General features: G+C 75.8%; 11 protein-coding genes. 4 read left to right on the plus strand and 7 right to left on the minus strand.

Translation table 11 applies throughout. The annotated features are described in order from the left end of the window. Positions 1-495, plus strand: a 495-nt coding sequence (locus KVT14_RS18980) for a hypothetical protein (RefSeq protein ID WP_217617095.1), incomplete at its 5' end; no start/stop codon positions are given. A gap of 7 nt (positions 496-502) precedes the next feature. Here the strand turns inward: KVT14_RS18980 and KVT14_RS18985 are convergent. From KVT14_RS18985 to sucC, 3 genes are all read right to left on the minus strand, one after another. Continuing rightward, positions 503-1810: a DUF6350 family protein gene (locus KVT14_RS18985; RefSeq protein ID WP_217617096.1), complete on the minus strand. Its 1308-nt coding sequence runs from the start codon at positions 1808-1810 to the stop codon at positions 503-505. A 160-nt stretch (positions 1811-1970) separates the two neighbouring features. Further along, a complete protein-coding gene (gene sucD / locus KVT14_RS18990; RefSeq protein ID WP_147794277.1) occupies positions 1971-2867 on the minus strand; it encodes a succinate--CoA ligase subunit alpha in 897 nt (298 codons plus the stop codon). Positions 2868-2905: 38 nt separating this feature from the next. Continuing rightward, positions 2906-4090, minus strand: coding sequence for an ADP-forming succinate--CoA ligase subunit beta (gene sucC / locus KVT14_RS18995; RefSeq protein ID WP_217617097.1), 1185 nt, complete (start codon positions 4088-4090; stop codon positions 2906-2908). A gap of 176 nt (positions 4091-4266) precedes the next feature. Between sucC and KVT14_RS19000 the strand changes: the two genes are divergently transcribed. Both KVT14_RS19000 and KVT14_RS19005 read left to right on the plus strand, forming a co-directional pair. Beyond that, positions 4267-4500, plus strand: a complete 234-nt coding sequence (locus KVT14_RS19000; protein WP_217617098.1) for a helix-turn-helix domain-containing protein — start codon at positions 4267-4269, stop codon at positions 4498-4500. A gap of 59 nt (positions 4501-4559) precedes the next feature. Next, positions 4560-5123 carry a Clp protease N-terminal domain-containing protein gene (locus tag KVT14_RS19005; RefSeq protein ID WP_217617099.1) on the plus strand — a complete coding sequence of 188 codons (564 nt, stop codon included), beginning with the start codon at positions 4560-4562 and terminating at the stop codon, positions 5121-5123. Between the two features lie 95 nt (positions 5124-5218). Here KVT14_RS19005 and KVT14_RS19010 read toward each other — a convergent pair whose 3' ends face one another. The 3 genes from KVT14_RS19010 to KVT14_RS19020 form a co-directional block, all read right to left on the minus strand. Then, entirely contained in the window at positions 5219-5884 is a 666-nt protein-coding gene (locus KVT14_RS19010; protein WP_166941628.1) for an AIM24 family protein, read from the minus strand. 85 nt (positions 5885-5969) lie between these two features. Beyond that, on the minus strand, positions 5970-8540 hold the full coding sequence (gene pcrA / locus KVT14_RS19015; RefSeq protein ID WP_217617100.1) for a DNA helicase PcrA: 2571 nt from the start codon (positions 8538-8540) through the stop codon (positions 5970-5972). A gap of 43 nt (positions 8541-8583) precedes the next feature. Further along, positions 8584-11031 carry a glycoside hydrolase family 31 protein gene (locus KVT14_RS19020; RefSeq protein ID WP_217617101.1) on the minus strand — a complete coding sequence of 816 codons (2448 nt, stop codon included), beginning with the start codon at positions 11029-11031 and terminating at the stop codon, positions 8584-8586. 79 nt (positions 11032-11110) lie between these two features. Here KVT14_RS19020 and KVT14_RS19025 point away from each other — a divergent pair, with 79 nt between their 5' ends. Continuing rightward, positions 11111-12154, plus strand: a complete 1044-nt coding sequence (locus tag KVT14_RS19025; protein WP_217617102.1) for a LacI family DNA-binding transcriptional regulator — start codon at positions 11111-11113, stop codon at positions 12152-12154. 64 nt (positions 12155-12218) lie between these two features. On the opposite strand, the gene KVT14_RS19030 is transcribed toward KVT14_RS19025, so the two are convergent. Then, positions 12219-12569 carry a hypothetical protein gene (locus KVT14_RS19030; RefSeq protein ID WP_147794285.1) on the minus strand — a complete coding sequence of 117 codons (351 nt, stop codon included), beginning with the start codon at positions 12567-12569 and terminating at the stop codon, positions 12219-12221. Positions 12570-12815: the final 246 nt, after the last annotated feature.

The following is a 12815-nucleotide window of genomic DNA, read 5'->3' on the forward strand; positions in this document are numbered from 1 at the left end:
CCCGGCCCCGGTCCGTCCGGCCCCGGCCACCCGCTGCCGCCGCACCCCGTGCCCGGGCCGCACCCCCCGCGCCCGCACCCGGGCCCGGCCGCCCCGCCGCCGTCGCCGGAGGCGCTCGCCCGCGTCGGGCGGCTCGTGCGGCACTTCGGCGTGTGGCTGCTCGCGGGCGTCGCGGTCACCCTGCTGCCGCTGCCGTGGCGGTTCGCGTCGATCCTGTTCCTGGTCGGCGCCGTCGTCACCGGCGTCCGCGCGCTGCTCGCCGTGGTCCGCTCGGGGCTGCGCGGCGGCGTGGGCGCCATGCTGGTCGCGGGGCTGCTGATGACGGGTCTGGTGCTCGTCGGCTCGCTGGGCTCGCTCGCGACCTGGCGGGTCGACGCCGACCGGCAGGCCTGCCTGCAGGGCGCGCTGACGCGGTCCGCGGAGGCGGCGTGCGAGCGCGCCTACGACGACGCCGTGGGCGACCTGACGAACCGCCTGACGGGCGGGCACGGCTGACCCGGGCTCAGCGCGTCCGGCCCGACCCCGTCACGCCGCCCCACGCCCGGCGCGCCGCCCCGGCGACCGCCGCGCGCACGTGCCGGTCGCCCGGCAGCAGCACCACCAGCGCCCCGACGGCGACCCCGCCGGCGACGGCGAGCGCCACCAGCACGGGCTCCGGGCCCAGCTCCGTCATCCGCCCCGGCCCGATCCCCCCGCGCGCGAGCGCCGCGAGCACCAGCGCGCCGATCCCGGCGGTCGCGGCGGACACCAGGCCGGCGACCGGGGCGTCGAGCGCGCGCTCGGTGACCAGCCGGCGGCGCAGCACGAGCGCGGCCGCGGCGCCGGCCAGCAGGGTGACGACCGGGACGGCCACCAGGACTCCGCCGGTCACGTCCGGCGCCGGCAGCGCACCCAGCAGCGGCACCGCCGGCAGCGCGCCGGCCTCCACCCCGCCGACCGCGAACGAGGTGCCCGTCCCGACCGCGAACCCCGGCCCGACGAGCCAGGCCAGCGCCCACAGCACGAGCGTCGGTGTGTAGGCGAGCTGGCCCACGGCGAGCACGATGCCGCCCACCGCGTCGAGCCGCAGGCTGCCGACCACCTCCGCCACCGCGCTCCGGCCCGTCAGGACCCACAGGGTCGCGAGCACGGCCGCCAGCAGCACCAGCGTCGCGAGCGCGGTCGTCCCGGCGGCGACGCCGTGCGCGACGGGCTCGGGCAGCCGCGCGCGCACCGGCTGCACGACGTCCCGGAACCGCGGCGCCTCCGGGCGCCGGAGCAGCCCCGCGCCGAGCCCGGTCGCCGCGACGACCGCCGCGCCGAGCAGGCCGATCCCGACGTGCAGCAGCGGCACCCCCGTGGCGAGGCCGACCACGAGGACCACGCCGACGTACGCGCCGACGCCGGCCCCGAACGCGGACCGGGTGGCGTACCCGGACCGGCGCGCGGAGGCGTAGCAGCCGAACACGGCGAGCGCGGTCAGGCCCAGCGGCACGAGCGTCACGGACGGGGCGTCGGTCAGCGGGACGCCGTGCGCGAGCAGCCACAGCCCGGCGGCCACCTCGACGGCGCGGGTCCACGGGATCCCGGTCGTCGCCGGCGCCGCCGAGGTGGCGACGTAGGCGGCGATCGCCGGTAGCACGACCACGAGCAGCGAGAGCAGCGCCGCCTGCAGGCCGGCGAGCATGCCGCCGACCCAGCGCGGGGCGCCGTCGAGGTCGCTCACGAAGAACCGGGGCGGGGCGGCGTCGTCGAGCACCCGGCGCCGCTGCCGGCCGCCGGGCGCGCCGGAGCCGCGTCCGTCGGGGCGGGTGCCGGGCGCGCTGCTCACCGCTCCATGGTCCCCGCCGGACGCCGCCGGGCGGCCGAACCGGCCCGGCGCGCCGCGGGGTGGCGTGCCCCACGCCGGGCGCGCCGGAAAGCGAGCCGGTCCGGGGACGCCGACGGGCGCCGCACCCCGAGAGGTGCGGCGCCCGTCGTGCGTGCGCGGGTCAGCTGAGCAGCGCGCGCGCCAGCTCGGCCGTCTCGGTCGGCGTGGTGCCGACCTTCACCCCGGCGGCCTCGAGGGCCTCCTTCTTGGCCTGCGCGGTGCCGGCCGAGCCGGACACGATCGCGCCGGCGTGGCCCATCGTCTTGCCCTCGGGGGCGGTGAAGCCCGCGACGTAGCCGACGACCGGCTTGGTCACGTGCTCGGTGATGTACGCCGCGGCCCGCTCCTCGGCGTCGCCGCCGATCTCGCCGATCATCACGATGAGGTCGGTCTCGGGGTCGGCCTCGAACGCGGCGAGCGCGTCGATGTGCGTCGTGCCGATGATCGGGTCGCCGCCGATGCCGACGGCCGTCGAGAACCCGAGGTCCCGGAGCTCGTACATCATCTGGTAGGTCAGCGTGCCGGACTTCGACACCAGGCCGATCCGGCCGGGGCCGGTGATGTCCGACGGGATGATGCCGACGTTCGACTTCCCGGGGCTGATGAGTCCCGGGCAGTTGGGGCCGAGCAGCCGGACGCCCTTGGCCTGGGCGTAGGCGAAGAACTCGGCCGTGTCGGCGACCGGGACGCCCTCGGTGATGATCACGATCAGCGGCACGCCGGCGTCGACGGCCTCGATGACGGCGGCCTTGGTGAAGGCCGGCGGCACGAAGATGACCGACACGTCGGCCTTGGTCGCCTCGACGGCCTGGGCCACCGAGCCGAACACCGGGATCGCCACGGTCAGGCCGGAGCCGTCGCCGCGGGGGAACTCGACGCTCGTGCCCGCCTTGCGCGGGTTCACCCCGCCGACGACGGTGGTGCCCGACGCCAGCATGCGGGTGGTGTGCTTGCTGCCTTCGGACCCGGTCATGCCCTGCACGATGACCTTGGAGTCCGCGGTCAGGAAGATCGCCATGGTGGGTTGTCTCTCGTCTCTCGCGTCGCTGCGGTCGGTCAGGCGGTGGCGGCCAGGCGGGCGGCCTCGGCGGCGCCCCCGTCCATGGTCTCGGCCAGCGTGACGAGCGGGTGGGCCGCGTCCCGGATGATCCGGCGGCCCTCGAGCACGTTGTTGCCGTCCAGGCGCACGACCAGCGGCTTCGTGGCCTCGTCGCCCAGGATGCCGAGCGCCGCGACGATGCCGTTGGCGACCGCGTCGCACGCCGTGATGCCGCCGAACACGTTGACGAACACCGACTTCACCTGCGGGTCGGACAGGATGATGTCGAGGCCCGCCGCCATGACCTCGGCCGAGGCGCCGCCGCCGATGTCGAGGAAGTTCGCCGGCTTCACGCCGCCGTGCTGCTGCCCGGCGTACGCCACGACGTCGAGGGTGCTCATCACGAGCCCCGCGCCGTTGCCGATCACGCCGACCTCGCCGTCGAGCTTGACGTAGTTGAGGTCCTTCTCCTTGGCGCGCGCCTCGAGCGGGTCCGCCGCGGCGGCGTCCTCGAGGGACGCGTGGTCCTCGTGCCGGAAGTCGGCGTTGCCGTCGAGGGTGACCTTGCCGTCGAGCGCGACGACGTCGCCGGCCTCGGTCAGCACGAGCGGGTTCACCTCGACGAGCGTGGCGTCCTCCTCGCGGTAGACGTCCCACAGCTTCGTCAGCACGGCGGCGACCTTCGGGCCCACCTCGGCGTCGAAGCCCGCGGCGGCGACGATCTCGTCGGCCTTCGCCTGGTCGATGCCGACCCGCGGGTCCACCGGGACCTTCGCCAGCGCCTCGGGGCGCTCGACCGCGAGCTGCTCGATCTCCATGCCGCCCTCGACGCTCGCCATCGCGAGGTACTGCCGCTCGGCGCGGTCGAGGAGGAGGGAGAAGTAGTACTCCTTCGCGATGCTCGCGCCGGCGGCGATCATCACGCGGTGGACGGTGTGGCCCTTGATGTCCATGCCGAGGATCTCGCCGGCGCGCTGCTCGGCCTCCTCCGCGGAGCGGGCGATCTTGACGCCGCCGGCCTTGCCGCGGCCACCGGTCTTCACCTGCGCCTTGACGACCACCACGCCGGTCGCGCCGTCGGCGCCCAGCAGGGTCTCGGCCGCCGCACGCGCCTCGGAGGGCGTCGTCGCGACGATCCCTCCCAGGACGGGTACCCCGTGCCGCTCGAAGATGTCACGTGCCTGGTACTCGAACAGGTCCACCTGCTGCGGTCCTTCCCTCGCCCTGCGGTCCCGTGGGTGGGATCTGGCTGCTCTGCCGCCGACGATCGTAGCCCGGGGCCCCGGGTTTATCTCCACGTCGAGATATGTGACCCAGGTCGCACGGTCGTCGTCAACGTGCCTTGACACACGGATCGCGCGTCAAGCAGAGTTGACACATGACCCGCACCGACCCCACCACCGACTCCGCCGACGGCGCGCTCGCCGCGGCGACGGCCGACGACCCCGCCACCGGGCTGCGCGCCGTGCGCTCCCTGCGGGTGCTCGCCGACCGGCTGGAGACCCTGCAGGTCGGCCGAGCCCGAGAGCTCGGCTGGTCCTGGCAGGACATCGCGGACGCCCTCGGCGTGAGCCGGCAGGCCGTCCACCAGAAGCACCACCGGAAGGCCTGAGTGCCGCCGGCACGGCCGGGCCGCCCGGCCCGTCCCGCCACCCCCGAGAGGAGACGACGATGTTCGAGCGGTTCACCGCCGGCGCCCGCGCCGCGGTCGTGCAGTCCCAGGAGATCGCCCGCGACCTGGGCGACCCCCGCATCTCCCCCGCGCACCTCGTGGTGGCGGTCGCGTCCGTCGCCGACCCGGCGGCCGAGGCGCTCGCCGCGCAGGGCGCCGACCGGGCCGCGCTGCTCGACGCGTTCGCCGGCGACGGGCTCGACGCCTCGGCGCTGGCGGCGCTCGGGATCGACCTGGACGCCGTGCGCCGGCGGGCGGACACCGTGTTCGGGGCGGGCGCGCTGGACCGGGCCGACCGGGCGCGGCGGCCGGGCCAGGGCGGGCGCCGCGGCGGCGCGGGCGGGCACGTGCCGTTCACCCGGGACGCCAAGAAGACGCTCGAGGTCGCGCTGCGCGAGGCGATCCGGCTCGGGCACAAGCGGATCGAGGCCGGGCACGTGCTGCTCGCGGTCGTCCGGCTGTCCGACACGGACGGCCACGCGCTGCTCCGCCGCGCGGGCGTCGACCCGGCGGCCCTGGCGGCGGACGTGACGGCCCGCCTGGCGGCCGCCGCGGCGGCCTGACCGACGACGCCCGGCCTACGGTTTCCGGCCCGGCCCACGACGATCGCCGTGGGCCGGGCCGGACACCGTAGGCGTCGCCGCGGGTGCCCCGCGGGTCAGGCCGTCGGGACCGGGTAGCCCTCCGACGGCTGCACCACCACGAAGCCCGGGCCGTGGAAGGCGTACTGGAACGCCTCCCCCGTGCCGCCGCGGAGGAGCGAGCTGACGTTCATGCTCGACACCACGCCGGGCGTGAGGTTCGCCGACCAGCACACGGCGGCGTTCGGGTCGACGAACGTCGGCTGCTGCGAGCAGTCGAGGATCATCGGCTGGCCGTGCGAGGTCAGCGCGACGGTGCCCTGCCCCTGGATCAGGGTGTTCCAGAACCCGCCGGTCATCATCCCGGCGCCCTTGGTCCGGTGCATGTCCCACTGCAGCGCGGCGTCGAACGCGAGCAGCGACGAGCCGCCGACGCTGATCGCGTCGCCCTCGAGCTGCAGCAGGAACACGTGCTCGGCGGCGCGCGCGAAGAACACCTCGCCGGGGCCCGAGACCCGCATGAGCGGCTGGTCGTCGGCGCTCATCGCGCGCTTGACGAACCGGGCGAGCGAGCCCGACGACTCGTGGTGGAACTGCACCTGCCCCTGGTGGGCGACCATCGCGCCCTTCGCCGCGAGGACGTCGGGGCCGAGCGTCACCTTGAGCATCTTGGTGCTCTGCAGGACGAACCGCTCGGCGGTCTGCACCTCGGCGTTGGCCTGGTCGAAGATCGGGCTGCGCATGCGCCGATCATGCCCGAGATGCGCAGGTGGTGGCGTCGCGGCCGCCGCGCGGGCGGCGGGGATCACCCGTCCGCCCGCGCGTCGGTCAGAGCTTGGTGACCGGCGAGTACCGCAGCAGCAGCCGCTTGGTGCCCTCGGTGCCGAAGTCGACCTTGGCCACCGCGTTCGGCCCGCCGCCCTCGACGGCGACGACCGTGCCGAGCCCGTACGCGTCGTGGGTGACCTTGTCCCCCACGGTCAGCGTCGGGATGGCCGCGTCCGGGCGCGGCGTGGCCGAGCCGAACGTCGCGCCGCCCGACCCGGGGGCCTTGCGGGGCCGCTCGCCGGCGCGGGACGCCGCGGAGCTCTTCTTCCAGCTCTGCGTGGAGCCCGACCCCGACGACGACCGCTCGCCGTAGCCGCCACCCGAGGCGTACCCCGAGCGTCCGCCAAGGAACCCGCCCGGCCCGCGCAGCCGGTCGTTGGACGACTCGCGCCGCCGCCAGTCGATGAGGTCCTCGGGCAGGTCGTCGAGGAACCGGCTCGGCGGGAACTCGTTCGGCACGCCCCACGCGGTGCGGACCGCGGCGCGGGAGATGTAGAGCCGTTGCCGCGCCCGGGTGAGGCCGACGTACGCGAGCCGGCGCTCCTCGGCGAGCTGGTCGGTGTCGGCGAGCGACCGCATGTGCGGGAACGTGCCGTCCTCCATGCCGGTGAGGAACACGACCGGGAACTCCAGGCCCTTGGCCGTGTGCAGGGTCATCAGCGTGATGACGCCCTGGTCCGGCTTCGGCTCGCCCTCCTCCTCGTCACCGCCGTCGTCGGACGGGATCTGGTCGGAGTCGGCGACCAGCGACACCCGCTCGAGGAAGTCGGCGAGGTCGCCCTCGGGGTCGGACTGCTCGAACTCGGAGGCCACGGCGTGCAGCTCGGCGAGGTTCTCGACCCGGGTCTGGTCCTGCGGGTCCTCGCTCGCGCGCAGCTCCGCGAGGTAGCCGCTGCGGTCGAGCACGACGGACAGGATCTCGGCCGGGCCCGCACCCGACTCGGTGAGCGCCCGGAGGTCGGCCATCATCTCGGCGAACGCCCGCAGCCCGGTGATCGCGCGGGTGCCCAGCCCGGGCACCTCCTCCAGGTGCTCCAGCGCGGTGCCGAACGACACGCGCTCGCGCTCCGCGTAGCCCGCGACCATCGCCTCGGACCGGTCGCCCAGCCCGCGCTTGGGCACGTTGAGGATGCGGCGCAGGTTGACGTCGTCGTCCGGGTTGGCGATCGCGCGCAGGTACGCCACGGCGTCCTTGATCTCGCGCCGCTCGTAGAACCGGGTGCCGCCGACGACCTTGTACGGCAGGCCGACGCGGATCAGCACCTCCTCCAGCGCGCGGGACTGCGCGTTGGCCCGGTAGAAGATCGCGACGTCGCCCGGCCGGACGCCGTCGGAGTCGCCGAGGCGGTCGATCTCCTCCGCGACGAACCGCGCCTCCTCGTGCTCGTTGTCGGCGACGTAGGCGACGATCTTCGGCCCGGAGCCGGAGTCGGTCCACAGCCGCTTGGGCTTGCGGCCGGGGTTCTTGCTGATGACGGCGTTGGCGGCGGACAGGATGGTCTGCGTCGACCGGTAGTTCTGCTCGAGCAGGATGGTCGTGGCGTCCGGGTAGTCGGCCTCGAACTCCATGATGTTGCGGATGCTGGCGCCGCGGAACGCGTAGATCGACTGGTCGGCGTCGCCGACGACCGTCAGCTCGCCGCGCGGCACCGCGGCGTCCGCGCCCGGGTCGGCCGCGCCGACGCCCGCGAGCTCGCGCACGAGCACGTACTGCGCGTGGTTGGTGTCCTGGTACTCGTCGACCAGCACGTGCCGGAACCGGCGGCGGTAGTGCTCCGCGACGGCCGGGAACGCCTGCAGCAGGTTGACCGTCGTCATGATGAGGTCGTCGAAGTCGAGGGCGTTCGCCTGGCGCAGCCGCTGCTGGTACCGGGTGTACACCTGGGCGAGGGCCTGGTCGAAGTCGTTGGAGCCGCTCGCGGTGGCCGCGAACGCGTCGGGGTCGACCAGCTCGTCCTTGAGGTTGGAGATCTTGGACTGCAGCGCCTTCGGCGGGTACTTCTTCGGGTCCAGGTCGAGCTCGCGCGCCGCCAGGCTGAGCAGCCGCTGCGAGTCCGCGGAGTCGTAGATCGAGAACGACTGCCGCAGGCCGAGCGTGGTGGCCTCGCGGCGCAGGATCCGCACGCACGCCGAGTGGAACGTCGACACCCACATCATCCGGGCGGACGGGCCGACCAGGGACGCCACGCGCTCGCGCATCTCCGCTGCGGCCTTGTTGGTGAAGGTGATCGCGAGGATCTCCCCCGCCCGCGCCTGCCGGGTCGCCAGCAGGTGCGCGATGCGGTGCGTGAGCACCCGGGTCTTGCCCGAGCCGGCGCCCGCGACGATGAGCAGCGGGCCGCCGTGGTGCAGCACCGCGGCGCGCTGCTGCGGGTTGAGGCCGACCAGCAGCGCGTCCGCGTCGACCGACGGTGCGCGGCCGCGGTCGCGCGGCGCGTCGCCGTCCCGGGGCGCGTCGGCGCCGGCACCGTCGCCGGGCAGGTCGCCGCGCGGCGGCACGGCGGCCGGCAGGCGACCGAGGTCGGAGAGGGCGAGTCCGGGCAGCGGCAGGTTCTCGAAGAGCGACGTCATGGCAGGGCCAAGCCTAGGCGCCCCCACCGACACCCGCGGCGTCTCAGCCCCGCGCCAGCAGGACCTCGCGCAACGCGGACAGCAGCGACGCCGGCAGGCCCAGCGCCTCCAGGTGCGACAGCCGCACGTGCAGCGGCCGGTCGGACGTCGCCGCGGCCAGCGCCCGGGTCAGCAGGGCGTTCTCCGTCCACGCCCCGCGGAGCACCCGCAGCACCTCGGCGTCGGGCTCGGGGCCGGCCAGCGGGACCGTGCCGCACGTCACCTCGAGCCGCGCGCCGGCGGGCACGCCGCGCACCTCGACCCGGAGCCGGCCGTCGGCGGTGACGCGGGCCTCGGCGGGCACCGGCGCCCCGTCGACGGTGGCGCGCACGGCCCCCGCCGCGCCCTCCGTCGCCCCGGCGGTCACCAGGGTGAGCGTCCAGTCCCGCTCGGCCGGCACGCACGCCGTCGCGCCCTCGGCAGGCCCGACCGCGAGCGCCCCCGGCGCGTCGGCCCAGGTGATCGACGTCCGGGCGATCCCGGCCGGGTCGGTGCCGTCACCCGCCCCGTCGTCCTCCACCAGCGTGAACTGGCCGTCGGCGCCCGGCACGACCAGCAGCTCCAGGTGCGCCGGGTTCACCGGGTCGTTGCCCGGCACCTCGGCGCCGTCGAGCGGCACGACCGCGCCCGGCCGCGCCAGCACCGGGATCGAGTCGAGCGTCCGGTGCAGGTCGAGCAGCCGGTCGCCGTCGTAGACCGCACCGGTGAGCACGTCGACCCAGGTGCCCGGCGGCAGCCAGGCGCGCACGGCGGACGCCCGGGTGACCGGGTCGGCCGGCGTGGTCGCCGGCGCGACCAGCAGCTCCGAGCCGAACAGGAACTGCTGCGGCGCGTCGTACGCCTCCTCGCGGCCCGGCCACGCGTGGTACATCGGGCGGACCAGCGCCTGCGACTCCGCGGCGGCCCGGTGGTTCATCGTGTGCAGGTACGGCACGAGCCGGTGCCGCAGCCGCAGGAACGCCGTCTGCACCTGGCGGGCGTGCGGCCCGAACGACCACGGCTCCTTGCTGGTGAACGGGTTGTCCGACGAGTGCAGCCGCAGGATCGGCGAGAAGGTGCCGAGCTGCACCCAGCGGGTTGCGAGCTCCTCGTCGCGGACGCCGAAGTAGTGCCCGCCGATGTCGTGCGACCACCAGCCGTAGCCGATGTTCGCGGCCGTCGCGGTGAACTCCGGCTGGAACGCGAGCGAGTCCCAGGTGATGACGGTGTCGCCGGAGAAGCCGACCGGGTACCGGTGGCTGCCGGGGCCGGCGTACCGGGAGAACGTCAGTCCGCGCCGGCGGTCCCGGGCGCTGTCGAGGTAGTGGAAGTGGTTGAGCATCCACAGCGGGTCGATCCCGGCGACCCGGGAGTGCCCGCCCTGCTGCCAGTCGACCCACCAGAAGTCGACGCCGTCCCGCTCCAGCCCGCGGTGCAGCACCGAGAAGTACGCCGCGAGGAAGTCCCGGTCCGTGACGTCGAAGGCGATCGGGTCGCCGTCGGGCTCCCGGCCGAGCGCGGCGCACATCGCGGCGTACGCGTCCTCGTGAGCGCGCACGCCGTCCGCCGGGTGCACGTTCAGCGTGACCCGCAGGCCGCGGTCGTGCAGCCAGGACAGCAGGGCGGGCGGGTCCGGGAACAGGTCCCGGTTCCACGTGTACCCGGTCCAGCCGGAGCCGAGCGCCGGGTCGACCTCGGTGACGTGCCAGTCCATGTCGAGCACCGACACCGACAGCGGGATCCGCTCGGCCGCGAACCGCTCGACGACCTCCCGGTAGCCCTCGGCGGTGTACCGGTGGAACCGGCTCCACCAGGTGCCGAGCGCCCACCGCGGCAGCACCGGCACGGGGCCGGACACGGCGTGGAACGCGCGCAGCGCCTCGGCGTGGTCGTGGGCGTAGCCGAACACGTAGAGGTCCTGCCGGGAGCCGTCGCGCGGGGCGACCCAGCCGTCCGGCTCGAACACCATCGACCGGGAGTCGTCGAGCACCGCGTAGCCCTGCCGGGACACCACGCCACCCTCGAGCGGGACCCGGCCGTCCGCCTCGTCGAGCGTGCGCGCGGTGCCGCCCAGCCCCTCGGCCGGCTGCCCGTACCGCCACACCGAGTGGTACGCGCTGACGCCGCCCGTGACCTCGACGGACAGACCCGCGGTGCTGAACGGGCCCCGGTCGTAGACCACGCGCAGCCGGGACGTGACGACCTCGACGACGTGCCCGCGGTCGACGACGCGGAACTCCGGGACCGGGAGCGCGCGGTGCCGGGCGAACGTGCTGGGGCGGTCCTCGAACCGGCCGTCCTCGGCGTACTCCAGCCGCACCAGGCCGTCGTCGAGGACCGTGATGCGCCAGCGGTCGCCCTGGACCACCGCGCGCGGGTCGGCGGTGCCGTCGGGCGCGGCGCCGGTCGCGAGGGCGGGAGGGCCCCCGGGCTGCCGGGAACGGTCGGGCTGGGGCTGCGTCGGCGCGGTCACGTCTCCTGTTTAGCGTTAAACTCCGACCAGCGTCAACGGGCCGCGAGCCGCCGCGGTCCCCGTCTGCAGGAGGCCGCCGGTGGACCGCGTCACGCTCAGGGACATCGCGCGCGAGGTCGGCGTCAGCGTGATGACCGTGTCCAACGTGGTGAACGGCCGCGCCGGACGCGTCTCTCCGGCGACCGCCGCCCGCGTCGAGCGCGCCGTGGCCGACCTCGGCTACGTGCCCAGCGCCGCCGCCCGGTCGCTGGTCGCGCGCCGCTCCCGCCTGGTCGGCCTGCTGCTGCCGGGCCGCCCCGACGGCGTCACCCTGCTCGGCAGCCCGCACGACGTCGCCGTCACCGGCGCGCTCGAGGCCGCGCTGCGCGCCCGGGACCACCACCTCATGCTGCGCGGCGTCGGCGACGCGGGCGACGTCCGGGACTCCGTGCGCCGGTGGGGGCTCGACGGGGTGGTCGTCATGGGCTTCACCGACGACGCGCTCGCCGCGCTCGACCTGCCCGGGACGCTCCCCGCCGTGCTGGTCGACGCCGAGGGCGGCCCCGCCGACGCCGGGCCGGAGCACGGGCGCGTCCGGTCGGACGACCGCGCCGGCGGCCACCTCGCCGGGACGCACCTGGCCGGGCTCGGGCACCGCCGGCTGCTGCTGTGCGGGCCCGTCGACGCGGCGAGCCGGGTGGTGGCCGAGCGGCTCGCGGGGTTCCGCGCCGCCGCGACCGAGGCCGGGCTGCCCCCGGGAGCGGTGCGGACGGCGCACGCCCGGACGACCTACGACGAGGGGGTCGCGCTGGGCGGGCGCCTGGCGGCGGACGTGCGCGCCGGGTCCGTGACCGCGGTGTTCGCGACCGCCGACGTCCTGGCCGCCGGCGTGGTGCGCGGGCTCGCCGACGCCGGGCTGCGGGTGCCCGAGGACGTGTCGGTGCTGGGCTACGACGACGCCGAGCTCGCCCGGCAGGTGACGCCCCGGCTGTCGACGGTCGCCCAGGACACGGCGGGCAAGGGCCGGCTGGCGGCGGAGCTGCTGCTCGGCCTGGTGACCGGCGACGACGCGGCCCCGCGCTCGGCGACGGTGCCGGTCGCGCTGGTGGCGCGGGAGTCGACGGGGCCGGCGCCGGTCGGTTGAGCGGGAGGTCAGGCCGGACTCGCCGTGGGTGCGCCGGGCCGGACCTCCCACCCGAGGACGCGGCTCAGCGCCAGAGCACCGCGACCAGGATGTTCACCAGGGTCAGGCCCAGGGTCGCGCCGACCAGGCCGCGGGTGACCTTCTCCGGCTTGCGGGTGCCGTACCAGACCAGCCCGGTCACGACGAGCGCGACCAGGAGCTTCACGCCGATCTTGGCGTTGTCCGGCGGCTCGAGCCCGGCGACCTCGGCGGACCGCAGCCCGACCATGACGATCCCCGTGACCAGCGCGGTCAGGGCGCCGTGCAGCGCGCCCTTCGGGAACGCCGGCTGACGCAGCGTGACCAGGCACCCGCCCAGCACGATCGCCCAGCCGACCAGGTGCAGCACGACCAGCAGGCCGTACACGACGCTCATGGGACTTCCCTCGCTCGGTGCCCGGTGCGTGCAAGGATCCCCTGCGCGGCCTCGCCGGCCGCGCACCGCTGTGCCCGACGACCCCGAGCCACGAGGATGTCATGACCACCCCCGAGCACCAGAACCCCGGCGAGTCGTCGCCCGGCGCGTCGCAGCCGACGCCCGAGGCGCACGCGGCGCCCGGCGCCCCGCAGCCCGGCGCGGCGTACCCGGCGCCCGGCGCGTACCCGGCGCCGGGCGCGCCCG

This window comes from Cellulomonas sp. GbtcB1 (assembly GCF_019091725.1).
Classification (GTDB): Bacteria; Actinomycetota; Actinomycetes; order Actinomycetales; family Cellulomonadaceae; genus Cellulomonas.

What these genes read in the sequence shown, in the direction of transcription:
- sucD (WP_147794277.1), bottom strand. Translation starts at nt 2,867, where the DNA reads ATGGCGATCTTCCTGACCGCGGACTCCAAGGTCATCGTGCAGGGCATG.
- KVT14_RS19000 (WP_217617098.1), top strand. Translation starts at nt 4,267, where the DNA reads ATGACCCGCACCGACCCCACCACCGACTCCGCCGACGGCGCGCTCGCC.
- KVT14_RS19005 (WP_217617099.1), top strand. Translation starts at nt 4,560, where the DNA reads ATGTTCGAGCGGTTCACCGCCGGCGCCCGCGCCGCGGTCGTGCAGTCC.
- KVT14_RS19010 (WP_166941628.1), bottom strand. Translation starts at nt 5,884, where the DNA reads ATGCGCAGCCCGATCTTCGACCAGGCCAACGCCGAGGTGCAGACCGCC.
- pcrA (WP_217617100.1), bottom strand. Translation starts at nt 8,540, where the DNA reads ATGACGTCGCTCTTCGAGAACCTGCCGCTGCCCGGACTCGCCCTCTCC.
- KVT14_RS19030 (WP_147794285.1), bottom strand. Translation starts at nt 12,569, where the DNA reads ATGAGCGTCGTGTACGGCCTGCTGGTCGTGCTGCACCTGGTCGGCTGG.